Origin of the sequence: Paenibacillus sp. BJ-4 (assembly GCF_020404765.1) — a bacterium.
Taxonomy (GTDB): domain Bacteria; phylum Bacillota; class Bacilli; order Paenibacillales; family Paenibacillaceae; genus Paenibacillus.
The window spans coordinates 93,822-119,472 of record NZ_JAIVEM010000140.1 but is presented as its reverse complement, the minus strand read 5'-3'; the positions used below and the strand labels follow the sequence as shown (position 1 = coordinate 119,472).

The 25,651-nt window shown below is 44.2% G+C and carries 22 protein-coding genes; 13 read left to right on the top strand and 9 right to left on the bottom strand.

The features are described 5' to 3' along the window. Nucleotides 1–85: 85 nt before the first annotated feature. Both LCF57_RS20085 and LCF57_RS20080 read left to right on the top strand, forming a co-directional pair. Nucleotides 86–988 carry a DMT family transporter gene (locus tag LCF57_RS20085; RefSeq protein ID WP_226002277.1) on the top strand — a complete coding sequence of 301 codons (903 nt, stop codon included), beginning with the start codon at nt 86–88 and terminating at the stop codon, nt 986–988. A gap of 41 nt (nt 989–1,029) precedes the next feature. Next, complete coding sequence (locus LCF57_RS20080; protein WP_226002276.1) at nt 1,030–1,533, top strand: GNAT family N-acetyltransferase; 504 nt, start codon at nt 1,030–1,032, stop codon at nt 1,531–1,533. Between the two features lie 88 nt (nt 1,534–1,621). Here the strand turns inward: LCF57_RS20080 and LCF57_RS20075 are convergent, their stop codons facing one another. Continuing rightward, entirely contained in the window at nt 1,622–3,586 is a 1,965-nt protein-coding gene (locus LCF57_RS20075; RefSeq protein ID WP_226002275.1) for a PTS fructose transporter subunit IIABC, read from the bottom strand. A gap of 171 nt (nt 3,587–3,757) precedes the next feature. After that, nucleotides 3,758–5,710 carry a BglG family transcription antiterminator gene (locus tag LCF57_RS20070; RefSeq protein WP_226002274.1) on the bottom strand — a complete coding sequence of 651 codons (1,953 nt, stop codon included), beginning with the start codon at nt 5,708–5,710 and terminating at the stop codon, nt 3,758–3,760. A gap of 147 nt (nt 5,711–5,857) precedes the next feature. Between LCF57_RS20070 and LCF57_RS20065 the strand changes: the two genes are divergently transcribed. From LCF57_RS20065 to LCF57_RS20050, 4 genes are all read left to right on the top strand, one after another. Further along, on the top strand, nt 5,858–6,586 hold the full coding sequence (locus LCF57_RS20065) for an SDR family oxidoreductase (protein WP_226002273.1): 729 nt from the start codon (nt 5,858–5,860) through the stop codon (nt 6,584–6,586). Nucleotides 6,587–6,612: 26 nt separating this feature from the next. After that, complete coding sequence (locus LCF57_RS20060; protein ID WP_226002272.1) at nt 6,613–7,044, top strand: MerR family transcriptional regulator; 432 nt, start codon at nt 6,613–6,615, stop codon at nt 7,042–7,044. A gap of 248 nt (nt 7,045–7,292) precedes the next feature. Continuing rightward, nucleotides 7,293–8,396 (top strand): RDD family protein, encoded by a 1,104-nt coding sequence (locus LCF57_RS20055; RefSeq protein WP_226002271.1) that lies wholly within the window; start codon nt 7,293–7,295, stop codon nt 8,394–8,396. 285 nt (nt 8,397–8,681) lie between these two features. Beyond that, nucleotides 8,682–9,677: a CdaR family transcriptional regulator gene (locus LCF57_RS20050; RefSeq protein WP_413232211.1), complete on the top strand. Its 996-nt coding sequence runs from the start codon at nt 8,682–8,684 to the stop codon at nt 9,675–9,677. Nucleotides 9,678–9,767: 90 nt separating this feature from the next. On the opposite strand, the gene LCF57_RS20045 is transcribed toward LCF57_RS20050, so the two are convergent. Continuing rightward, nucleotides 9,768–10,910: a glycerate kinase gene (locus LCF57_RS20045; protein WP_226002270.1), complete on the bottom strand. Its 1,143-nt coding sequence runs from the start codon at nt 10,908–10,910 to the stop codon at nt 9,768–9,770. A 21-nt stretch (nt 10,911–10,931) separates the two neighbouring features. Then, nucleotides 10,932–12,227, bottom strand: coding sequence for a GntP family permease (locus tag LCF57_RS20040; RefSeq protein ID WP_226002269.1), 1,296 nt, complete (start codon nt 12,225–12,227; stop codon nt 10,932–10,934). Between the two features lie 272 nt (nt 12,228–12,499). On the opposite strand from LCF57_RS20040, the gene LCF57_RS20035 reads away from it, so the two are divergent. The 4 genes from LCF57_RS20035 (at nt 12,500) to gnd (ending at nt 17,648) form a co-directional block, all read left to right on the top strand. Continuing rightward, nucleotides 12,500–13,231, top strand: coding sequence for a GntR family transcriptional regulator (locus LCF57_RS20035; RefSeq protein WP_226002268.1), 732 nt, complete (start codon nt 12,500–12,502; stop codon nt 13,229–13,231). Beyond that, nucleotides 13,224–14,762, top strand: coding sequence for a gluconokinase (gene gntK / locus LCF57_RS20030; protein WP_226002267.1), 1,539 nt, complete (start codon nt 13,224–13,226; stop codon nt 14,760–14,762). Before LCF57_RS20035 ends, gntK begins: the two co-directional genes overlap by 8 nt. A 26-nt stretch (nt 14,763–14,788) precedes the next feature. Beyond that, nucleotides 14,789–16,135 (top strand): GntP family permease, encoded by a 1,347-nt coding sequence (locus tag LCF57_RS20025; protein WP_226002266.1) that lies wholly within the window; start codon nt 14,789–14,791, stop codon nt 16,133–16,135. Nucleotides 16,136–16,244: 109 nt separating this feature from the next. Next, complete coding sequence (gene gnd / locus LCF57_RS20020; protein ID WP_226002265.1) at nt 16,245–17,648, top strand: decarboxylating NADP(+)-dependent phosphogluconate dehydrogenase; 1,404 nt, start codon at nt 16,245–16,247, stop codon at nt 17,646–17,648. Nucleotides 17,649–17,761: 113 nt separating this feature from the next. On the opposite strand, the gene LCF57_RS20015 is transcribed toward gnd, so the two are convergent. From LCF57_RS20015 to LCF57_RS19995, 5 genes are all read right to left on the bottom strand, one after another. After that, nucleotides 17,762–18,133: a DMT family transporter gene (locus LCF57_RS20015; protein ID WP_226002264.1), complete on the bottom strand. Its 372-nt coding sequence runs from the start codon at nt 18,131–18,133 to the stop codon at nt 17,762–17,764. Beyond that, a complete protein-coding gene (locus LCF57_RS20010; protein WP_226002263.1) occupies nt 18,133–18,684 on the bottom strand; it encodes a TetR/AcrR family transcriptional regulator in 552 nt (183 codons plus the stop codon). Before LCF57_RS20010 ends, LCF57_RS20015 begins: the two co-directional genes overlap by 1 nt. Nucleotides 18,685–18,924: 240 nt before the next feature. Further along, entirely contained in the window at nt 18,925–19,881 is a 957-nt protein-coding gene (locus tag LCF57_RS20005; RefSeq protein WP_226002262.1) for an endo-1,4-beta-xylanase, read from the bottom strand. A 376-nt stretch (nt 19,882–20,257) separates the two neighbouring features. Next, nucleotides 20,258–21,196, bottom strand: a complete 939-nt coding sequence (locus tag LCF57_RS20000; RefSeq protein ID WP_226002261.1) for an alpha/beta hydrolase — start codon at nt 21,194–21,196, stop codon at nt 20,258–20,260. A gap of 23 nt (nt 21,197–21,219) precedes the next feature. After that, nucleotides 21,220–22,281: an LLM class flavin-dependent oxidoreductase gene (locus tag LCF57_RS19995; protein ID WP_226002260.1), complete on the bottom strand. Its 1,062-nt coding sequence runs from the start codon at nt 22,279–22,281 to the stop codon at nt 21,220–21,222. A 318-nt stretch (nt 22,282–22,599) separates the two neighbouring features. Between LCF57_RS19995 and LCF57_RS19990 the strand changes: the two genes are divergently transcribed. The 3 genes from LCF57_RS19990 to LCF57_RS19980 all read left to right on the top strand — a co-directional run bounded on the left by LCF57_RS19990 (nt 22,600) and on the right by LCF57_RS19980 (nt 25,627). Next, nucleotides 22,600–23,181 carry a TetR/AcrR family transcriptional regulator gene (locus LCF57_RS19990; RefSeq protein ID WP_226002259.1) on the top strand — a complete coding sequence of 194 codons (582 nt, stop codon included), beginning with the start codon at nt 22,600–22,602 and terminating at the stop codon, nt 23,179–23,181. A 226-nt stretch (nt 23,182–23,407) separates the two neighbouring features. Continuing rightward, nucleotides 23,408–23,854: a GNAT family N-acetyltransferase gene (locus LCF57_RS19985; RefSeq protein WP_226002258.1), complete on the top strand. Its 447-nt coding sequence runs from the start codon at nt 23,408–23,410 to the stop codon at nt 23,852–23,854. 327 nt (nt 23,855–24,181) lie between these two features. Then, nucleotides 24,182–25,627, top strand: a complete 1,446-nt coding sequence (locus LCF57_RS19980; protein ID WP_226002257.1) for a DEAD/DEAH box helicase — start codon at nt 24,182–24,184, stop codon at nt 25,625–25,627. Nucleotides 25,628–25,651 lie beyond the last annotated feature (24 nt).

Sequence of the window (25,651 nt, the reverse complement as noted above, 5' to 3'; positions counted from 1 at the left end):
TCAAAAATCTCTTCAACTGGATCTACGAGGACCCCATTTCTATTGTTACAGTATATATCAATATCTGTACAAGAGGTGAACTGGAATGAACAAAGCAACCATTTTGACTTACATGGAATTAGTGATCGCAACCGTCATTGTCGGCAGTTCTGTGGTGGCCGGTAAACTGGTTGTGATGCGGCTGCCTGTTTTTTTATCGCAATCAGCCAGTCTGGCCGTTGCCCTTCTGTTCTTGGTACCTATTGTGTTAGTCAGGCACAAAAATTCTCTAAGGATCAGCAAGCGGGATGCCTTAATCCTGTTCATTCAGGCCCTGATCGGCATGTTTCTCTTCCGTGTGCTGATGCTATACGGGCTGGCCTATGCCTCTGCTTCCGAAAGCGGAATTCTGACAAGCTTGACCCCAGCTATCGTTGCCCTTCTTTCGTATGTGCTGCTGAGAGAGAAGATTACGCTGCGCCCCGGACTCGGGATCGCCTGTTCACTGCTTGGCGTTTTGGCCCTGCAATTCCCCCACATATCGGCGCTCTGGTTGAATACTCCCCATGCTACCTCATTTATTGGCATGCTGCTTATTTTGTCTGCCGTGTTCGGGGAAGCGGCGCTGACGGTATTACGCAAGATGCTATCCAGCCATGTCTCTTCCCTGCTTGGAACGATGTATATAACGCTCTTTTCTTTTCTCATGTTTCTAGCTTGTTCCTTTGGGGAGGCACGACGGTTCAACTTCAATCACGTTGGTGCAGGGGAGATTGGACTCGTCTTATATTACGGTATCTTTGTTACAGCATTAGCCTACATTTTATGGTTCCGGGGCGTGTCAAGGGTACCCGCCAGTACGGCAGCGGTATATACTGGGTGTATTCCGGTTAGTACATTGCTGTTGTCCTACATCATCCTCCGGGAACCTTTTTTATTTACTCATCTGGCAGGTGCAGGGTTTGTCTTCCTTGGCATCATGCTCATTTCACGCGGTGAACGCCGCTGACTTACGGTAGGGGGCTTTCGCCAAGATTGCTACATATCCTTTTGTTAACCAAGGAGGGAATAAATGAACAGCATGGCTATCAAACACGCTATACGCTGAAATATTACAGCGGCACCCTGTCTTCTGCACCGCCTGACACGCTCTCATCATTGTACACCTTTAAGAAAATTACCTTTGATGATGTCGAGGCTTTTCGTAAGACACTCACCAATTGTCACATCCATTGGCAAAGTGATACACCCTATTACGCCGCCAGCACACAGGAAGCTTTTCTCGGCATCTACGGTGAGAATCAAACCTGCCTCGGCACGGTGGCTATGAGTCCGCAGGGTAAAATCAACTTTCTTTGGGTCGATCCCAAGCATCGCAGCCAAGGATTGGGATACGCCCTTATCCATAAAGCGGCTGAAACCCAAAAAATTGAGAAGGTGCACATTAGCCTGTCTGACAATGACTCTCTTGAACGTTTTATGCAAAAAGCAGGTCTTGTAAAAGACACCCTTGAACAATACGAAATGTATATGCCACTTTCTCTAATAAAATAGTAATGTGCATTTATACTCCCCCATCTGGACAAAAAAGAGGCTCCCAACTAACTTAGGGAGCCTCTTCTTCAAGTTCTTAGTGCATCCATTAATGCACCTGATCCAGCAATTGATATGCTTCTTCCTTGGTTGTAACCGCCAGAAGGGCTTCTCTGAAATGATCGTCCATCAGCTTACGGGACAACATTTGCAGCACCTTCAGATGCGCGTTTTCCTTACTATTGCGTGGCACAGCAATCATGAAGATCAGCTTCGCCTCACTACCATCCAAACTTTTCCAGTCAACACCGCTCCGCTTGATGCCGAAAACCACACTTGGCTTCAGAACAGCTTCCGATTTGCCATGTGGGATGGCAATATTCATTCCGATACCTGTGGAGCTTTCTTTCTCTCGGTCCAATATGGCCTGTTTAAAGTCATTGGCAGAGCTTACAGCTCCGGTTCTCTCAAGCGCCCCGATCATTTCATCAATCACAGCATCCTGCGTTATTCCTTCCAGATCGAGGTTAATCAGATCCATCGTTACAATATCCGTCAGCTTTTCAATGTGGACAGCTTGTTCAGAATCTGCTGACCCGTTATTGATAATGGCTGTTGAAGCCGATAGCTCCGCAGCAGAATTTCCAGTCATTTCATCTCCAGAAGCAGTCGGCTCAACAGTTGTAATATCTTTCTTTAGCAAACTCACCATGACAACCGATATGGCTGCGCCAACAATAACGGCGATGAAGAACATAACCACATTGTCGACTGCACCAAGCACGGCTACAATCGGACCACCATGAGCTACCTTATCTCCCACATTTCCCAACATTGCGATGACTGAACCGACCATTGATCCAACCATGATACTAGGAATTACACGCAGTGGATCTTGCGCCGCGAACGGAATCGCACCTTCGGTAATACCGAAGAGACCCATAGTAAAGGTTGCTTTTCCTGCTTCACGTTCCGCCGGTGCAAATTTACGTTTGTTGATCATCGCGGCAAGTCCCATCGAAATCGGCGGGATACAAATTGCAACGGCGATTGGACCCATAATTCCGTAATTCCCTTCCCCGATCATAGCCGAGCCAAATAAGAATGCGACTTTATTGACTGGTCCGCCCATATCAAAGGAGATCATTGCCCCTAAAATCAGCGCCAGCAGAATCGAACTTGTACCTTGCATACCTGCGAGCCAGCCTGTTAAAGCCTCAAACAATTGTGCGACTGGAGAACCGATCACAAAAACAAAGATTAATCCTACAATCAAGGATGACAATACCGGAATAATAATAATAGGCATAATCGGCTGTAACGCTCGGCCAACCTTAATCTTCCGAATCCCAAGTGCAACATAACCGGCGAGGAAACCGGCAATAATTCCGCCGATAAATCCGGCTCCCGCCTCACTTCCATAAAAGCTGCCGTTCGCAGCAATAAATCCGCCAATCATACCTGGTGCAAGCCCCGGTCTATCCGCAATGCTCATCGCGATGAATCCGGCGAGAATCGGTACCATAAAGGTAAACGAAGCCGAGCCGATATTCTGAATCACCTTCCAAAATGAACCGTCCGGTATAACCAAGCCGCCTGGAGTCTTCTCGCCGCCAATCGTCAGCGCAATGGCAATAAGCAAGCCCCCGATGACGATGAAGGGTACCATGTAGGATACTCCATTCATCAAATGGCGGTAGATTGGGTTTTGTTTCGGTTTTTTCTCATCTCCACTACCTTCGGCAGAACGTGACTGTGCCTGATACACAGGCACATCCCCCTTGATCACCCGCTGGATCAATTCTTCCGGACGGCGGATGCCATCCTGTACACCTACGACCAGCAGCTTTTTACCGACGAATCGGTCCTTCACCACCGTTTTATCTGCTGCAATAATAATTCCGTCCGCTTCACGGATCTCCTGCTCAGTTAATTGGTTTTCCACTCCGATGGAGCCTTGTGTCTCGACCTTTATCTCGATCCCCAGCTTCGCTCCCGCCTTTTGCAGATTCTCAGCCGCCATATACGTATGTGCAATTCCGTTAGGACATGAGGTAATCGCCAATATTTTCATAGCTGTTCATTCCCCTCTCTCTAATGTTTCCGCTTACATTCATAGTATAAACGCCACTTCTGCTGTTATCGGACGAACTTTCTACCGGAACTTTCGGAAAAACTGATTTATACCGACAAAAAACAGGACTTGTCTGTAAGTCCTGTTCCAGATCTCAGCTTTTCACTTTATTTATCCCTTTAGCTTCCCTAATAATGTCATCGCATCGGTCTCCTTAGACAATGCATGGACCAAAGCCGGCTGCTCGCTGATCAAGGATAATTCTTTAAACAACTGCCGCATCTCTTCACGCCCATCCTGTTTAACCGCAAGCAGGAATACAAGCTCTACTTTCTCGGTTCCCCAGGTGAGTGGCTGCTTTAAGGTAGCGATTACAATGGAGGACTGTCTTATCCACTCAGAGCCGCCGTGCGGGATGGCAATACCTCCCCCGATTGTCGTAGCCGACATTTTTTCTCGCGCCAGTACACTTTCCACATAGCCTGTCTCCACATAGCCTTTATCCTCCAGTATTTGCGCCAGCTTGCAAATTAATTGTTCCGGACGCTGCACTTCCTGCTGGGGAAAGACAAGGAAAGGTGTTGTATACCTAAAAAAGACAGATTCATCCGCCGTCCTGTGTTCCGGCTCATCCAGTCGCCTGATCACTTGCTCCAGCTGGCGCTCGTCCTTGGCATCCAGTAATGGAGAGACGAGAATGTGCGGAACTTTCAGCTCTGGAAGAGCTACAGTAGTAATGACAAGATCCACCTCTTGGGCTGCCAGATAGTCCTGAACTTCCGCTTTGGAAAGGGTTGTCTCTACATGCACAGACGGAAATTTCCGTTCAACCTTTGTGCGCAGCAGTTGGGACATGCCGATACCCATGTGACACACGATGATGGCCCTTTGAGGATGACTCTCCTTCTGATGAAGCCGCTCCACAGAGGCCTGAAAGTGCAGGGTTAAATACGCTGCTTCCTCTTCGGGGAATGATAACTGGACCATTCTCCCCACCTCTTCCAGCGCAATAATGACCCGGTCGAGCATGTAGGGATACATTTTCTTGATCTCGGCCAGCATTGGATTGGACACGGTCAGACCGTAATGGAGACGGTTCAGGGTCGTATATAAATGGACTTTTAACCCGTTCAGCAACATCTGGTCCTTGTAAAAGTCAATCATATTCAGCTCCGACATCCGCCGGATCAGCTGCTCAACCAATTCAGGCAAAAGCGGGTGGCTGTCTGCCAGATTGCTCTGTTTTCCCCTTCCTTCCTCCTCCTGGTAACGGAACTTCCCACCTAGCAGATGCAGGGTTAAATAGGCCGTTTCCTCTTTGGAAAAAGGTACAGCAAACAACTTTTGCAACTGCTGTAAAAAAGACGTAGCCCATGTGAATTCGGCTTTTTTCTGCAAAAAAGCAATGTCCTGCTCGGAAAGTGAGATGGGCTGTCCAAGCTTGGTTCTTTTGACCATTAAGAGGATGTGCAACATTAGGCCCTCGAAAGCTTCATCAGTGAAACTGAGCTCATGACGTTTTTGAAACACTTTTAACTCATGGTATATAGTTGCAGTCTCATGCGGCTCAAACTGTTTGCGCATCATCTGCCCCGTTAACTCAGGGCGATCTATCAGCTGGTTCAACCGCGCCAAAGCTATCCGCTTGTTTTTCTCGGAGCCTTGAACCGTCAAGCCCACGCGCTGCTTGGTAATCAGGGCAAGATCAAAGCTGTGCAGCCAGCCCTCAATCTTCTCCATATCCTTACGGATCACCGTTTTATTCACATAATATTGTGAAGCCAGATCCTGTATAGTCACAGGCTTGGCATTCATTAAGAGACGATAGGCGAGATGCAGTATCCTTTCCTCATCCGACTCATGTTGGGCTGTACTCTCATCCGCATACAGTCGATGGAACAAATCTGTCCGATCCGGTTCGTCCATTTCCAGAAAAATGCCGCGTCCCGGCCTTCTCACCAAATTGCCATTGGAATGTTTTGTTATATATCCTTCAATTACCTTCAGATCGTTGCGAATCGTCTTTTCAGAGCAGTCCGTCTGATCGGCTAGATCCTGCACTAGCCACAATCGGTCCGGTTCAGTCAATAATTTACGAAAAATCTCTGTTTGCCTTTTGTTCATTCCATTCTCCCATCTTCCAAAATAAAAGGATGTTCAGGGCACCTCAGTCTATATTTTATTGGTTTTAGTTGACTTTAAGTATACTCCAAGTAGTACATTTTAAGCATGGTGGCCGCCAAATTCAAATGATGGAAAGAGGAATCGCTCATGAACAGTGAGAAAACAGCTCTTATTACTGGGGCCAACAAAGGCATCGGGTATGAAGCAGCCAGACAATTGGGGAGCTTGGGTTTTACAATCCTGCTTGGCTCACGGAATGAACAGAGCGGCCGGGAAGCAGTAGCTAAATTGGCTAATGAGGGAATAGAAGCCCGATTGACTTTGTTGGACGTGACGAATCAAGCTACGATTGGGTCTGCAGCGCATCAGATCAAACAAGAATTCGGTTCTCTCGATGTACTAATCAACAATGCCGGCATATCTTTGGGAGGAGCCACTCCTCCAAGTCAGTTCCCTTTGAACGATTTAAGAGAAACGTATGAAACGAACTTTTTCGGTTTGGTCGCAGTGACGCAAGCCTTGCTGCCTTTACTGCAAAAGTCTCCTTCTGGTAGAATCGTTAACCTGTCGAGCGGTCTTGGTTCATTAACCTATAATAGCGATCCTGAGCATGAGCATGCCCAATTTAATTTGCTTGCCTACAATAGCAGCAAAGCAGCGGTTAACATGTTAACCGTCACACTTGCCAAAGAATTCAAAGGCTCACCTCTCAAAATTAATGCGGCTGACCCTGGTTTTACCGCCACCGACTTAAATGGCTTTACAGGACCGGGTTCAGTACAGCAAGCTGCTGCTGTCGTTGTTCATTTAGCCACTTTAAGTGATGATGGACCGACAGGAGGGTTTTTCGCCGCCAACGGAGAAGTACCTTGGTAACTGTCAGAACTAAGGAGTTGAATACTTTGCAGGAAATTCCGGAGACGATTACCTCGATTAGCCAAGCCGCAGAACTAACAGGTTTAACAGAAGATACCATACGTTATTATGAGCGAATTGGCTTGCTGCCTTATGCAGACCGAAAGGCCAACGGACACAGGTTCTACAGTAGAGAACAGATTCAAGGCATTATCTTTTTAACTCGCTTAAAAGCCACGGGGATGACCATAGAGGAAATGAAGCATTATCGAGAACTTTCGGAGCAAGGTAACAGTACCATTCCTGACAGATATTCCTTACTTGAAAAACATAACCAAAAGATTCAACAAGAAATTTCCAGACTCATGGAAACTCAAAAAATTATTGATTATAAGCTCAGCCATTATCATGAGCTTTCTACAAATCCCGATCTTAGCGACACTAGTTGTGACCCTGTAACAAAGGAAGATCTAACGTAAGAAGTCCCTTACGATAAGGTACGACACGTTCTAAACCAACAAGAGGGTTGGCCATGTTATGCCATGGTCAGCCCTCTTTCAATTCGGAATGCTTATTCTTTTAATTTCGCCATAAGGGATATTTATAACTTTTTCTTTGTTTATAGAATGTTTTCCTAAACATGGAATGTAAAATGACCGTTAATATAAGGGGCGTGTTTTAAATGATTGAATATTAAAAAGAGGTGTATTTTTTGGAGAACCAGCACATGTCACAGAATCCGCAGGAAACATCAAGACAGATGTACATTCGCCATGGTCAAAACTATGGGGAAACAAACAGGATGGCCGAAATATCAAAAACCTACGGTTCGTCTATTTTATTTAGACGATGGGGAGCAACGGTATTTGATTTCGTATTCTTTGTGATCGGTTATATTTGCTTGTTTATCTCTGTCATTCAAATAACGGATAGATGGTTTTTGCCTTTGGCGATTGCAACCCGTTGTATCCTGCTTATAGCTTTTTTCTGCTATTATTTGCTTTTGGAAGGTTATACAGGCTATACGCTGGGGAAGTTCGTTTTTCGTATCAAGGTGGTTAACGGGGAAGAAAGGCCTCCTGGTTTTCTTAAATCGCTAATTCGCACTTTGCTTAGATTGATTGAAACCAACCCTTTTCTAATGGGTTCGTTACCTGCTGTTATCAGCGTGTTAGTAACTTCATCAGGACAACGAATTGGTGATTTAGCCGCAGGTACATATGTTGTGAAGGTACGTGATTTAGAGCCGATTAGCAAAAAGACAATGAAACGTTCGTTGTTGATATTTTTCACCATTATAATGTTCCTGGTGGGTTCAATGGTTGATGTCGCTTTCTTATCAATAAAGCATTATCAATCTGCTGAAGCTCCAGTGTCCAGGAAAGAGCAGACCTTTATAAGTAAGGATGGACAGTTCCAGATTTCGGCCCCGCTAGATTGGTCAACAGACCCGGACCGAGAAAAAATAACGGATATTGCGATATTCAATCCGTACATTCAAAAGTCCGTTGCGGTACTGTCCAATTCGAAAAAGGAATTGGGCAATGTAACGCTCCAGCACTACACAAAGAAAATTCAAAACAACATGACCAAAGAGTTTAATCTCTCTACTGTAGGACCTTCATCTAACACAACGATTCATGGATATCCTGCCATTGAGTTTACGATTAAAGGACAGAAAGATGAGAACCATTATGTCACCCATGTAGCGATTATTGAGACCGAAAATGATTATCACCAGGTGCTCGGATATACGCCCGCATCTAAATATAGTCGTTTTAAGAAAGAACTGCACGACATTACCTACAGCTTTCGCGAGGTTCGTCATTAAGACAGCTTGGCTAGCAATGAACACGATAGACTCAAAAAGCAGGTACCTCTTAAGAGCAGCCTGCTTTTTGGTATAGTCTATAATTCCCTAGCTATATAAGCAAACGGTTTCATTTCTATGATAAAATAGGCTGACATGTAGGGCAACAAGCCTTATTATGTTGTTCAGATGCACAATAACCTGAAAACTCTTTCACAAGCGCACACCATTACATCAGTATGTATAGGGAGGAATCGTGAACTGCTCCAGATCTCTGAAAAACAAGCCCAAGACATCGTAGATAAAATGATGAAGGACATTCCATACAATATCAATATTATGAATGAACGAGGCATTATCATTGGCAGCGGTGAGAAAGAGCGAGTCGGAACTGTTCATCAAGGAGCCGTTCAGGCACTCGCAACCGGAAAAATGATTGAAGTATGGCAGGATGGTCATTACGAGAAACAAGGGACCAATGAGCCGATCGTCATTCATCATGAGCGGGTTGGTGTCATTGGCATCACGGGCAATCCAGATGAAGTGCGCCCTTTTTGCAACATCGTTAAAACTACAGTATCCCTCCTGATCGAGCAAAGATTATCCCTGGAGCATCTGGCCCACGAAGCCAACCGCAAAAAATCCATGCTGGAAATGCTGTTAAATCATCAGGGGGCCTACACTCAAAAAATAAAAAAAGAAGCGGCTCAATATCACATTGATCTGCTTCTAAAAACTTCGGCGGTATATGTAAAATATCTCCCTGCTGACCCGGCTCACGTCGCCGAGCTATCCAAAATATTCATGCAGCATCCATCCTTTCGTATGGAGGAAGACAGCTATCTTATCCTAATCCAAAATCAGGAGTCCATAGACAAGCTGCTGGAGCCACTTGTGCGCAGCTATCCTGCTGTGCTGATCGCCATCAGCAGACAAGAGCATAACATTGCGGATTGTTATTTACAGGCCAAGTCAGCTATGAGTGTTCTACTGGCTCTGCGCCCGCCTGTGCAGATGATTTCTTTTGTAGAAGTCGAATTTCTGGTCAAACTGAGCCAATCTAATCTGACGAACACGGTCCATCTGGTTACTAAACTGGAAGACACCGTGGATTTGCTGGATACGCTGCGGAGCTTTATTAACCATAACGGCAGTGTTTCCTTCACCGCAGACGAATTAAATATCCACCGGAACACACTGCAATACCGTCTGAAGCGCATCCATACCTTAACGGGTAAGGATCCCCGGAATCTCCTTCAGCTGTTTGAGCTTACACACGGCTTATTGGCGCTGTACCAATGAACTGCTGGATTCTCTCTCGGCGCTGCTCCCGGATTTTATTCAGCAGTCTCCTTTTACTTAATGAAAAATCCGGGAGTATAGGCGTGTGAACTATTCGTTAAATTGAAGCACCCTTGCGATATTCTCGCACGTACGCTCTACATTTTGCGGCCCTTCGACCAGCAGCTTACCCAGCTCCGAAGCTCCCGGCACGATGCCAAACACCGCATCTATTCCTTCCTGATATAACGTGTCGATCCCCTTTCCAATGTAGCCAGCGATTGCAATGACCTTTTTGCCGGATTGCTTGGCCGCCTGAGCGACCCCATACGGAGTTTTCCCGAATTTGGTCTGAAAATCAATACCGCCTTCCCCCGTAAAAACGATGTCCGCATTCGCCAGCTTCTGCTTTAACCCGGTGTATTCGATCACAATTTCAATGCCTTTTTGTAGTGATGCCTGAGTAAAAGTCAACAAGCCCGCACCCAATCCGCCAGCTGCGCCTGCGCCTGGAAGATCGCGTACATCCTTGCCCAGCTGTCGCTTCACCACATCTGCATAGTGGGCGAGATTGGTATCTAATTGCAGCACCATCTCTGGGGTTGCCCCTTTTTGCGGGCCGAATACATGAGATGCCCCGTACTCTCCGCACAACGGATTCGTCACATCACAGGCTACAATCAATTGCACCTGCTGCAAGCGAGCATCCAGTGATGAAATATCAATACTGGCCAGCTCTCCCAGACTGCCGCCACCGCGAGGGAGAATGTTCCCTTGAGCATCAAGGAATCTGGCGCCGAGTGCTTCCGCCATCCCTGTCCCGCCGTCATTCGTCGCGCTTCCGCCAATACCGATAATAATCTTTCGGATCCCCTGATTTAGACATTCTCGGATTAATTCACCCGTACCGTAAGTTGTTGTCTTTAGCGGGTTTTTGTTATCCTTATTAACCAGATGGATTCCGCTGGCGGATGCCATCTCGATTGCCGCAGTGGTGCCGTCTCCGAGCAAGCCGTATGCAGCAGTTACAGGTTCTCCAAGCGGTCCGGTCACCTCGATATAACGAAGCTGCCCGCCTGTCGCATCCACCAGTGACTGTACCGTTCCTTCACCGCCGTCCGCCATCGGAATGTGGACATAAGTTGCCGTTGGATAGACCTTGCGCAGTCCTTTCTCCATCGCGATACACACTTCTTTTGCTGTCATACTTTCTTTAAAGGAATCCGGCGCTAGCACAAATGTCTTCTCACTCATCTTCTCACCCCATCATAAATATTAAAGTAAAAATCCATACATCAATGTGGCTACAATAGTCATCGTCCCACCCACAATGGCTTCGTAAGGGATAAGTCCCATCCGTTGCCTAATGCTCATTTTCATGCTATCTGCCGTGACGTGAAAATAGTTGCCTTGTGGCAAGGAATCGATAACAGTAGCCCCTGTATGCACCATCACCGCTGCGGCCAACGGGGCCGTTCCCATGTTTAGAATCGCTTCTCCAAATGAGCCTGTCGCCAAAATAACTCCCGTCGAGGTCGACGCTGTCGCAGCCGCCATCAGAATACCTGCAAGCGGTGCCAAAAATGTACCCGAGACTCCCGAGGCTTCAATCAAGCCTACCACCTGTGCAGACAAATTAGACGCTGAGATCAGACCTGCAATCCCGCCTGCACCGATCAAAATCAGCACGGTCGCCGTCATTTTATTTAAGCCGGAGGCCGAATATTTTAAAATGTTGCGTCCTTGCCCCATTGCCAGCATACCCACAATCCCGGCAATCGGTAAAATGTACATTGCGTCGACCTTGAAACTCGACAGCGCTTCAATGCCGGAAATGGACCCAATCGGGTTAATCATCAGCAAAATAACAGCCACCAACGGAGCTACAATCGCCCGTCCCAGCGGCGGGTACTTCGAAGTATCGACATCATTGCCCAGGGTATCCTGGTCGGATACCTTTACACCTTTGGTTTTCAAGAGAGACGCTACCAAAACAGTCACGATTAAACCACATATCGCAGGGACCACACCTGCCAGCATCACGTGGCTTAAATCGAGATTGAATCCGCGCGCCGCTGCAATCGTATTGGGATTCGGAGAGATGATGTTCCCTGCCTTTCCGCCTCCAGATAAGGCCAGTAGGAGCGCCAGCTTGGAAATCCCCATTTTGTTCCCGACCGACAACGCAATAGGAGCCACGATCAGCACTGCGACCGGAATAAATACGCCTACCGCCGTAATAATCATCGTCGCCAAGGCTAAGGCGAGAATCGCCTTACTACCGCCAAACTTCTTCACAATAGCCTGCGCAATTGTTTCCGCCGCCCCGGACTCCATCATCACGCCCGCCAATACACCTGCGGCAAGCACACGAATGACCGTCCCCATCACACTTTGCGTTCCGCTAATCAACACACTGATGGTCTGCTCCAAATTGGCTCCGCCCAATAAAGCACCTACAATGGCTCCCAAAAACAAAGCATAAACCGGATTCAGCTTTCTTAATATCAGAATAATTGCAATAGCCAGCCCTGCCAGAGCTCCTATCCAACTGATCGTTAATCCTTCCATCTGCCTAACCCCCCGGGCAATTTTTGATTACGCTTTCATTATATCGATTGCGGGACGTGAAAAATATTGAAGAACAGACGAAATTGATTGTGCATCTGCACATAAAAAAAGTCCGAATTCCCCTTCAAGAATCTGGACTTACGAACAATTTATATCCTTATTTTTTAATTTGCATGACCAGACACCAATTTAATGAATACGCTTGCAAAATTAAAAAATTAGATTATAATACTTGTATACAAGTATACTTAACTAATTAAGAAGGTGAATTTATGGTCGACTCAAAGGAATTCCTATATCCCTCCAAATGGCTTTTAAAAGCCTCTGCTGGTGATCGTGTAACATGCGAGCTTAGAATGCGTATTATTTCTGGCGTAATTGAAAGCGGTACCATATTATCAGAAAATAAATTAGCTGCAGATTTTGTTGTAAGTCGCTCACCCATTCGTGAAGCGTTAAAAATACTGGCATCCGAAAATATCATCCGATTAGAAAGAATGGGTGCAGTTGTTATTGGTTTATCAGAAAAAGAAATAGAAGAAATTTATGATGTCCGTCTACTCATAGAATCGTTTGTATTTGAACGGCTTGTAAAGATGGACACTAATGATTTGGCAAAGGAACTTAGTAAAATACTGGAAATGATGAAAGTCGCAATCAAATATAGTGATGCTGATGAGTTTTCATATCAAGATGTCTTGTTCCATGAAACGATAATTCGTGCAGTTAATCATTCATACATCCTGATGATCTGGAATAATTTAAGGCCCGTTATGGAAAGCCTCATTCTTTTGTCGATGCGTATGCGTTTTAAGGAAAAGTATGAAGACTTTACACGGATTGTAAAAAATCACGAGCTTTATATTGAAGCGATCAAGGCAAAAGATAGGGACCTCATGATTAAGTCTTTTCATGAAAACTTTGATGATGTTCAAGGTAAAGTAGAAGACCTATGGTTGTCACAACAATTGCTGTCTAAAGGAGTAGTGCAACAAAATGACTAACTATATGTTAGGTATAGATATCGGGACCACAAGTACGAAAGCAGTTTTATTTAGTGAAAAAGGCGAAGTCATCCAACAAGAAAATATTGGGTACCCGCTTTATACACCGGATATAGCGACAGCTGAACAAAACCCAGAAGAGATTTTTCAAGCAGTGCTACAGGCCATTTCGAATATGATGAAACATCACTCACAAAAAAAGCTGTCGTTTGTTTCATTTAGCAGTGCCATGCATAGTGTCATTGCGATGGATGAAAATGACCTGCCACTTACGTCTTGTATCACTTGGGCAGATAATCGAAGTGAAGCATGGGCACATAAAATAAAAGATGAGTTGAATGGCCAAGAAGTCTACAGACGAACAGGAACACCAATTCACCCCATGTCACCATTAACTAAAATAGCTTGGATTGTAAATGATCTTCCTGAAATCGCTGTCAAGGTTAAAAAATATATTGGAATTAAAGAATATATTTTTAAAAAGTTCTTCGATCAATATGTTGTTGATTATTCCCTGGCTTCAGCCATGGGCATGATGAATCTCGAAAACCTAGATTGGGATGAAGAAGCATTAAAAATTGCTGGCATAACACCTTCTCAATTATCTGAGCTCGTACCAACAACCAAGATATTTACCAATTGTAATTCAGATTTAGCAAAAGAGATCGGTATCGATCCACAAACATCATTTGTCATTGGAGCCAGCGATGGAGTCCTTTCTAATCTAGGTGTAAATGCGATACGAAAAGGCGAAGTTGCCGTCACCATTGGGACAAGCGGTGCCATTCGAACCATTATTGACAAGCCGCAAACAGACGAAAAGGGAAGAATATTTTGTTATGCCTTAACAGAAAAGCACTGGGTCATTGGCGGGCCAGTAAACAATGGCGGGATGGTCCTTCGCTGGATCCGTGACGAACTTGCCTCATCAGAAGTAGAAACAGCAAAAAGGCTAGGAATTGATCCATATGATGTATTAACCAAGATTGCTGAACGTGTAAGACCAGGATCTGATGGATTGTTATTCCACCCATATCTCGCTGGTGAACGTGCGCCATTATGGAATCCAGACGTACGTGGCTCATTCTTCGGTTTAACAATGTCACATAAGAAAGAACATATGATTCGCGCAGCCCTAGAAGGAGTCATTTACAATTTGTACACCGTATTTTTAGCATTAACCGAATGCATGGACGGTCCTGTGACCCGGATTCAAGCTACAGGGGGCTTCGCAAGGTCAGATGTTTGGCGGCAAATGATGTCTGATATATTTGCATCTGAAGTCGTCGTTCCAGAAAGCTACGAAAGTTCTTGTCTGGGAGCTTGTATTTTAGGCTTGTATGCCACCGGAGAAATCCAATCATTTGAAGTCGTTTCTGAAATGATTGGCAGTACCAACAAACATGCACCAAAAGAAGAAGCAACAAAAGAATATAGGAAATTGCTTCCCATTTTCATTAACCTATCCAGAGTATTAGAAGACGATTATACACGGATTGCCAATTATCAAAGAGGCTTAATCAAACACTAAAAAGATAAATGCAGGGGGTAATCACAATGCCATTAGTCGTGGTAGCGATTGGAATTTTAGCACTATTAGTTTTAATCATGGGCTTTAAATTAAACACCTTTATTTCATTAATCATTGTATCGTTCGGTGTGGCTTTAGCACTTGGAATGCCATTAGAGGAAATTGTCAAAACCATTGAAGCCGGATTAGGCGGAACACTGGGTCACCTAGCGTTAATCTTTGGACTTGGAGCCATGTTAGGTAAGTTGATCGCTGATTCTGGTGGTGCTCAACGGATTGCCATGACCCTCGTAGACAAATTTGGTGAAAAAAATATCCAATGGGCGGTCGTAGCTGCTTCATTCATTATCGGTATAGCGTTATTTTTTGAAGTAGGATTAGTATTGTTAATTCCAATCGTATTTGCCATTTCAAAAGAATTAAAGGTTTCTATCTTATATCTCGGTATTCCGATGGTTGCAGCTTTATCCGTAACACACGGTTTCTTGCCTCCACATCCAGGACCGACAGTTATTGCTGGTGAATATGGCGCGAACCTTGGTGAGGTTTTACTTTACGGTTTCATTATTGCCATTCCAACAGTTATTTTAGCTGGACCTGTATTTACTAAGCTTGCCAAAAAACTCGTACCTGCATCATTTACAAAAACCGGTAATATCGCCTCTTTAGGTGAACAAAAAGTATTTAAGTCCGAGGAAACTCCTGGATTTGGTATCAGTGTATTTACTGCAATGCTTCCTGTCATTTTAATGTCTATTGCTACGATTATTACTTTGCTTCAAAAAACAATAGGATTTGAAGATAATAGTTTACTAGCAGCGATCCGTTTTATTGGTGATGCATCAACTTCCATGTTGATTTCCTTACTGGTAGCTGTCTATACCATGGGAATAGCAAGAAAAATTCCAATCAAAAATGTAATGGCATCTTGTACAACGGCTATTACTCATATTGGGATGATGCTCTTAATCATTGGAGGAGGCGGAGCCTTCAAACAAGTACTGATTAATGGCGGCGTAGGTGACTATGTAGCGGAATTATTTAATGGAACTACATTATCACCCATCCTGCTTGCATGGATCATCGCTGCAATTTTACGCATTTCCTTAGGTTCTGCAACTGTTGCAGCTTTAACAACCGCTGGTTTAGTTATTCCGATGTTAGGACAATCCGACGTTAATCTTGCTTTAGTTGTGCTTGCCACAGGAGCGGGTAGCTTAATAGCTTCACATGTTAACGATGCTGGTTTCTGGATGTTTAAAGAATATTTTGGTTTAAGTATGAAAGAAACATTTGCAACATGGACATTGCTTGAAACAATCATTTCTGTAGCCGGATTAGGATTTATTTTAGTACTAAGTTTATTCGTATAAACCATGATTTCCGGGCGGTGGATCCCCCACTTATCTTTTCTTAGAATCTTCTAAGTCTATAAGTGAGGATCTACTGCCTATTCATTTCAAATAAAAGGAGCAGGAAGAAATGTTCAATACAATTGGTGTCATTGGTTTAGGGGTAATGGGCAGTAATATCGCTTTAAACATGGCTGATAAAGGTGAGCAAGTGGCTGTCTATAATTATACGAGGGATTTAACCGATAATCTTATTGGAAAAAATGAAGGTCAATCCATCCGTCCCTACTACGAAATTCAAGATTTTGTATACTCCTTAGAAACTCCAAGAAAAATCTTCCTTATGGTAACAGCGGGCAAACCGGTCGATTCGGTGATAGATACATTACTACCCTTTCTTGAAGCAGGCGATGTGATCATGGACGGTGGTAACTCCCATTACAAAGATACGGAACGTAGATATGATGAATTGAAGTCAAAAGGAATCGGTTATTTAGGAATCGGTATTTCCGGCGGTGAAGTTGGGGCTTTAAAAGGACCTTCGATCATGCCTGGTGGAGATAAAGACGTATATGAAAAAGCAGCTCCTATTCTAACAAGAATAGCAGCCCAAGTGGACGAAGACCCTTGCTGTGCTTATCTGGGTCCAAAAGGATCCGGTCACTTTGTAAAAATGGTACATAACGGAATCGAGTATGCAGATATGCAATTAATCGCGGAAACCTATACATTTTTAAGAAAAAAGTTATGTTTATCTGTAAATGAAATTGCTGACATCTTTGAAACATGGAATCAAGGTGAACTAAAAAGTTATTTAATCGAAATCACCGCAGAGATTTTACGGAAAAAGGATGACATAACAGGCTTACCACTGATCGATGTGATTCTTGATAAAACAGGACAAAAAGGCACAGGTAAATGGACAAGCATTCAAGCAATTGATCATGGGATTCCATCATCCATTATTACAGAGTCATTGTTTGCCCGTTACATCTCCTCTTTAAAAGAGGAACGGGTTTATGCAGAAAATATCCTAACAGGCCCAGAGATTGATCAGGGGATTTTAGATAAAGATTTGTGGCTTGAGTACATTAGACAAGCTTTTTATATGGGTAAAATTTGTGCCTACGCACAAGGTTTTATACAATATAAAATGACTTCTGAACTTTACGGATGGGAGTTACCTTTAAAGGATATTGCCCTTATTTTCCGTGGTGGCTGCATCATTCGCGCAGAATTTTTAAATGTAATTAGCGAAACATATCAAGAGCAGCCGAATCTGGCTAATCTATTAATCGGCCCATATTTTGCTGAAAAGGTTAAAGAATATCAAATAGGATTGCGAAAAGTTGTCTGTGAGGGCATTAATTCTGGTACTTCGTTTCCATGTTTAAGTGCTTCACTTACTTATTATGATAGTTACCGGACAGGCATTTCAAATGCTAATCTTTTGCAAGCACAAAGAGATTATTTTGGTGCCCATACTTATGAACGAAGTGATTTAGCAGGATTCTTTCACACAAACTGGCAGTGATCGATAGTCGTAGTAAATCTCCAGAGCCCTAATGCAGTGGTTCTTCCCTTCATTAGGGCTCTCCTTTGGAATACATTTTCTCCACAATGTTCTTGTGTCTATACTATTTCATCTCATTTTTGAACGATTGAACTCGTTGCTTCTGTTGTTCCTTTTGCCTCACCATGTCCTGCACCAAATAGGTTCAGTACCACCACGCCAATAACAATTAAAGCAATGCCTGTGATACTTCCTGTATTGATTTTTTCTTTCCAAATCAATACTGAAATAAGCGTTGTAGCAACAGCTCCTGCACCTGACCAGATGGCATAAGTCATATTTAAAGGAAGCGTCTTAAGGGATAGAGAGATAAAGAAGAAAGAAATCACGAACGCCACAATTGTGAATAGAGTCGGATACAGTCTGGTGAAACCTTCTGAAGCTTTAAGCATTGAAGTTCCAACAAGTTCACCAACAATAGAGATTGCCAAGAAAAGATAAGCCATTATTCATTCTCCTTTATATATGTTTTCAATTCTTCCATCATTTTTTGCCTCATTTCTTCATTGGGAGGAGCAAGCCCAAACATTTCAGCAAACCATAAGCCGTCTATAGCTAATCGGACTATCGTGGAACGAACGGGATCCAATTCGTCGTTTTCAATTTTATTTTGGATATTCTCATACTCGTCCTGAAGTAACTTTAGCATGTGAGGGTTCGTAAACTGTGCTGCTGAGAGAGCGGTATACAGGTCACTTGCATTCCGATCGCCAGAAAATGATGTATTCATATACGCGCGAGTCCATCTTCCTTTGGAATGCATATCGTTTTCCGCTCTCTCATTAAATTCGGAGACAAAGCTGGTCGATAGTTGCTCAACCATTCCCAGAATCAATTCATCCTTATTCGGAAAATGGTAAAGCAATCCTCCCTTGCTTACTCCCGCTTTCTTAGCCACCGCTTCTAACGTTAATTTCTCTACTCCTTCTTCGTGCACAATCATCGAGGCCGCTTTAAGAATTAATTCTCTTTTTAATGCTTTTTTAGTTGTATTCATATTGATCACCCCTCTTTACTATACCGTCCAGACGGTTTTATTTCAAGTGGGTTAAAGTGATGGATTGGGTATGTAAGCCTAATTGAGTTGGATTAGGTTTTGATACGTTAGGTTTAAGCTAAATAAAAAGAAGCCTTGGGCATATAATATTTCAGCCAAGACTTCGTCAAATAAACATCTACCCAGCCCAGACATTTGGCAAAAGTTCGCATCTGTTGGGTTTTAAGTGCCACCTATAGTTTAACTCTGCACATATTGTTTCAGCCATTGGAGCGCGGGACGTTCCGTGCCGTTAGAATTCAGCAGATGTGTGTTCGGCTTCCAAGTTTGTCCCTGGATATACCCCCAGAGCGTAACTCCCTTCACCGCAGAATGCTTCCATAATACCGGAAATTTCTCCTTGTATCTGGCAAGCTGGGTGTTGTCGTCTCCAGTTATATCCAGTTCCGACACATAGATTGGCAATCCTGTTGCCGCCAGCTTGTTCAGTACAGTGTTCATCGTGTTAACTGAAACAGTGTCCATGCTAAACTGGTGGCATTGAATACCAATTCCGTCAATCAGGCCTCTGCTCTTGAGCTGATTAATAATATTGACATATTGGTCGGTTAACGAGGGATCGTTGATAATTCCATATTCATTAATCATCAGCTTGGCATTTGGAAAAGCTTGTCTTGCCTGTTGGAACGACCATATGACCCAATCCCATCCGGTCGACCCGTCACCGCCTATGGCATTGCGGAAGGATGGCTTCTGATGCAGTGGCTCATTCACCACATCTATAAACTCCGCATTCGGATAGCGTTGACCTGCTGCTTTAATCCACTGGGTCACTTCCGCCTTCTGATCAGCAGCTGACAGTCCGCTAATCCAACCTGGCTCCTGAGCACCCCATACCAATGTATGGAACTTGAACGGGAAGCCGTTGTTACGGGCATAATTGTAGGCGGTATCCGCCTGCGACCAGTTCATGTTGTTACGGCTGCCTTCAACTGACCCCCATTTGGTCGAATTCTCTGGCGTCACCTGGTTCCAGTACGTTCCGAAACTTGCAGGGACACTTCCAGCAATGATATTCCCGAGGAATTTGCCACCGTTCGCCATACTGGCACTAGCCGGGTTTATCAGAACTGATGATAACAACACACCCGCCAACGCCAAGCTGCTTACCAACTTGCCCACTTTAAATTTCGACATACAATCTCCTCCTCACAAGTATAGTTTTTAATATTCTCACCCCAAAATAAAACACTTACATTTCCAATTATAAGGATGAGGGATTATTATCCGCTACATGTGAAAGTAAAGATTCTACCCAAAAAACTTTACATCATTGCGGGACAGTTAAAACATCCGGTGCTCCTTTAACACATCGTTTCGATTAAAATCTAGCCTCGTATCATGTGTTTTCCTATATTTATCAGCCCATCCGCGACAAATCCCAAACAACTCTGAAACGACAAAAAAGATTACTGCAAAAAGTGATATGCTCCCCTTACAGTAGCAAGTTTTATTATTTAACCTGTCTACTTTTTTGGAAGCATATCACTTTGGAGACTGCCCATTTAATAGTTTAAGGATTAAGGGCTCTTGCAATTGCGTCTACATAACTTTGGCTAGCACGTTGGCTTACTTCTGCTTGCGGAACCATCCCCTCAAAGTTGTGAAAAGTGCCGGGATACAGATGGAATTCGACGTCCACCCCCGCTTGGGCAAGGCGTGCTACATATTCGATCGTCTCATCTCGGAACAGATCGAGCTGGCCTATGCACGTATAGGTCGGCGGTAGCCCAGCCAAGCATCCCGCTCTCGACGGCACCGCATATGAAGACACCTCGGTGTCTTCAGTACGATCCCCCAAGTACATGTTCCAGGCCGCCAAGTTGTTCTTCCGGTTCCATGGTGCGTTATCGGCCGTAATTTCATGACTTGACGCCGTAATACTGCGGTCATCGATCATCGGATACAGCGGCATTTGGAAAATGAGGGCTGGCCCGCCTTTGTCACGGGCCATTAAAGCAAGTGCTGCGGTCAGACCGCCGCCCCCACTTGCTCCGGCAATTGCAACCCGATCTAAGTCGATGCCCAGCAGTTCAGCTTCGTCGGTCATCCACGTCAAAGCGGCATAACAGTCATCGATGGCAGCTGGGTAGGGATGCTCGGGAGCAAGTCGGTAATCGACCGATACGACGACGCATTTAGCAGCCTGCACGAAGCGTTCGCACAAAGCATCGTCCATATCAGGATGCCCCATCACATAGCCTCCCCCGTGAATCCACAGCATGGCCGGAAGCTTAACGTCAGTTCGCTGGGCAGGTTCGTAGATCTTGACTAATATCTCGCCTGCTACGCTCGGAATCATCCGGCTTGTCGTGCGTACGTGCTTCGACTGCTCAATGGGAGAACTCGACAAATAGCTTCTGCTCAGTTCTAAATTTTCTTCCAGTTGAAAGCCAGGAAATTGTGCGATTACCGACCTTAATTCTGGTAACAAACGATTTTCAAAATCCATGCGAATCACTCCTATGTTGGTTTTTATAATCTTTTATCCGTCTCCGCTTCCCACTGAGCTATTTCCTTCCGAACTCGGGGTGCTACCTCTGTTCCCAGCAGCTCAATGGCTCTCATCACCTCGGCATGCGGCATTGTACTTAACGGAACATACAGCATAAAGCGTGTAACACCTACATGTTTGCGAAGGTGAATGATCTTCTGGGCAACAGTCTCAGGATCGCCAACATACAGCGCACCTTCAAAGCTGCGCGCGGCATCGTAGCTAGAACGATCATAATGCGCCCAGCCCCGCTCCCTGCCTAATCTATTCATACCTGCCATCGTAGAAGGGAAATATGTATCTGCAGCTCGTTCATTATTCTCTCCGACAAATCCTATCGAGTGCGATCCAACCTTAAGCTGCGATTCGTCATGACCAGCGTGCGCTGCTGCTTTCTTATAAAGCTGCACAAGCGGTGCAAAATTCATCGGATTTCCACCAATGATCGCCAGCATCAAGGGCAGTCCTAACAGACCTGCACGGATAGCAGAATCCTGCCTGCCCCCGCTGCCAACCCATATCGGTAAAGGATTCTGAACCGGCCGTGGGTACACACCCAAATTGTTGATCGTTGGCCGATGCCCTCCCTTCCAGGTTACTTTTTCGGACTCCCGTATTTTAAGGAGCAATTCCAAATGTTGTTCAAACAGCTCATCATAGTCTTCCAAGTCATAGCCGAACAGTGGAAAAGATTCAATAAAGGAACCTCGGCCCGCCATAATCTCCGCACGTCCATTCGAAATACCATCCAGCGTAGCAAAATCCTGAAAAACGCGAACGGGATCAGCTGAAGAAAGCACTGTCACTGCACTGGTCAGCCGAATCCGTTTCGTCTGCGCTGCAGCCGCTGACAGCACAACTGCTGGTGAAGATGCCGAATAATCCTGCCGATGATGCTCACCTACCCCAAACACATCAAGTCCCACTTGATCAGCAAGGATAATTTCCTCGACAACTTCGCGTAATCGCTGTGCGTGACTTATCACTTCACCTGTCTGAACGTCAGGCTTTGTTTCTACAAACGAAGTAATACCTATCTCCATGGTCCATCTCTCCTATTCTAATAGCTTTCTTTGTATGCCAATCAAATACCGATAAAATATCATACTGATCGGTAAAATATTTTTCCCAGTAAATATAACTCATCAAAAAGAATAATGTCAATAAATATAGTAAAATCACTTTAATTTATCCTCATACTGATATCTCCTTGGTGCGATAAACCAATCTGCATTTGACAATATAACGGGCTAATTATAAGATAATAACATACTAATTGGTACGCAAATAAAGACCCCTGACAATTATGATCAGAGTCATTGAATTAAGAATAAAATTAAGAGCAATGAGAGGTATTGATTATGGGACGAATCCGCGAATTTGATGAAGATAAAGTATTAGATGCAGCAATGCAAATATTTTGGGAAAAGGGATATGAAGCTACCTCATTGAGTGATTTAACTTCCAGAATGGAAATTCAACGACCTAGTATATATTCCACTTTTGGAGGCAAAAAAGAATTGTTCGAAGCTGCGCTGCGCAAATACATGATGTCCCGTGCTTCTCTGATCCGAGCCAAGCTTCAAAGCAACCCATCTGTAAAAGAAGCATTTCGAACTTTTTTTGAAGGTGTGGTCGATGAGGAATATACAGAAAACCCTAGAAAAGGATGCTTTTGCATCAATACAATGGTTGAACTTGCACCTCATGATGAGAAATTTGAAATTCTTACAAGGGAACATCAAATGTACCTATCGGTTATATTTCAAGAAACCATTGAACGAGGTATACAATCAGGTGAGCTTGAGATCGGGCTCAATGCGAAGGCTGTATCACAGGCGCTAGTCGTATCGTTAATTGGACTGACCGTAATGATAAAGTCTCGTCCAGAACGATCATTTATTGATAACACGATAGAGGTGACACTTACACTGCTTAAGTAATCCGGAGTGAATTCAATTTTAACAAATGGGTGTATTCTCAACGCACATGTCCCTCAGCGCAACAAAGGCTGCCGGATACATTTTCTCTGCAGCCTTTGTTGCGCTCATATTACATACTTCTTCGCATTTGCATGAGTTCAAACGATTCCTTCACTGATCTTAGTTTTGCATATATACACTTAATGATGTATATTAATTCAAAACTAATGAAAAGGGAGTACATCTAATGTCATATTTAATAAGAAACGCTAAGCCTGATGATTTAAGCAGTTTGACCGAGTTAATGTATGAATACATCGTTGGTTTTTATCAAAACCCTAGGCCACCTATCGAAAAAATTCATAATTTGATTCATACCCTTTTTGAGCAGCAAAACGGTATACAATTTGTGGCGGAACAAAATGGACAATTAATCGGCTTTGCTACATTATTCTTTACCTTTAGCACGATGAAAGCAGACAAAATCACAGTTATGAACGACCTATTTGTATTGGAACCCTTTAGAGATACAGAAGTAGAATCACAGCTTTTTTTAGAATGTCAAAAGTACTCACAAAATCATGGGTATGCTCATATGACCTGGATAACTTCTACTGAGAATAAACGCGCACAAATTTTCTTTAAAAAGATGGGTGCTGTCCAAGGGAGAGACTGGGTTCACTTTTCATCGTAACAATACTTTTGATACGGTTCTCCGCGCTAACGGCAATTCAAAGGGCACCCGATTGGGTGCCCTTTGTTCGTAACACATGTTTTCACGCATGCGGATATGGAAACATGCCGATACCCGTGCCTTCATGGCCTCCCTTTGGTGCTTAGAGTAGGCTCGTTTCTACGTCCATTCGGTAAATGCTCCAAGGATGCGTTTAGACAAACGGTTAATTCATTGATATGTAATAGAGCGAACCTGGATATAGAGTATACTATATGAGTATAAGTTCGATACACGATGACATTATATATGTAATGGTATTCAAATACAGCGCAGAAGAGGTTAAAAATGAGTCAGAAGCATTTTACAGATTACGCATTAAGTGAAGAAATTGTGAGAGCGCTGAGTAGCTTGGGCTATGAGACGCCAACAGAGATTCAGACGGAAGTCATTCCAGTTGCGCTTGAGAAGAGGGATCTTGTCGCCAAATCGCAAACAGGTAGCGGCAAAACAGCGGCATATGGTATTCCACTCTGTGAGCTAGTAGATTGGAATGAGAATAAGCCCCAGGCTTTAATCCTGACGCCAACCCGTGAACTCGCGTTACAGGTCACCGAAGATATCACGAATATCGGACGCTTTAAGCGGATAAAAGCAACGCCCCTTTATGGGAAACATCCTTTTCATATACAAAAGGCTGAGTTAAAACAAAGAACGCATGTGGCTGTAGGTACACCAGGACGTGTACTGGATCATATTGAGCGAGGCACGCTATCCTTAAATCGGATTGCCTATCTCGTGATTGATGAAGCTGATGAGATGCTGAATATGGGCTTTATCGAGCAGGTTCAGTCGATTATTCAGGCGCTGCCTAGTGACCGGGTTACGATGTTATTCTCCGCTACTTTTCCTGAGGATGTAGCCAAACTGTCACGTAAGTATATGAACAATCCTGTTGAAATTGAAATTAAAGCGACCGGTATAACGACCGCCACAATTGATCACTCTCTTATTCAGGTAAAGGAGTCAGACAAGCTGGCACTGCTGCAGGATCTGCTCATTGTTGAGAATCCTGACAGCTGCATTATTTTCTGCCGTACGCAGGAGAACGTAGATACATTATTCAGAGCATTGGCCGATCTCGAATATCCATGTGATCGCATACATGGCGGCATGGAGCAAGATGAGCGATTTGAGGTAATGAATGCATTCAGAAGGGGACAGTTCCGTTACTTGATCGCGACAGATGTAGCCGCCCGGGGTATCGATATCACGAATATCACCCATGTCATTAACTACGATGTTCCACTTGAGAAGGAAAGCTATGTTCACCGCACAGGACGTACGGGACGTGCAGGCAAGACGGGTAAGGCGATTACCCTAGTCACTCCTAAGGATAGCAATCGATTAGCCGATATTGAAGCATATATTGGATTTGCGATTCCGCGAGTAAAAGCTCCATCAGAAGAGGCAGTTGATCGCCGTAGAGAAGATTTTGAACAGAAACTACATGCCAGAACTGAACTGAAAAAAGACAAGCGCCAGGAATTAAACCATCAAATTATGAAGCTTAACTTCAATGGCGGCAAGAAAAAGAAACTTAGAGCCGTAGACTTTGTTGGAACAATCGCTAAGATTGACGGGGTGACAGCAGACGATATAGGGATTATTACGATTTTCGATCATGTAACAGACGTTGAAATTCTGAATGGCAAGGGACCGCTTGTGCTTGAAATTATGAAAAATACGACCATAAAAGGCAAGCTGTTAAAGGTGCGCAAGGGGAATAAATAGAAGCTGCACGACACAAAAAGGGCT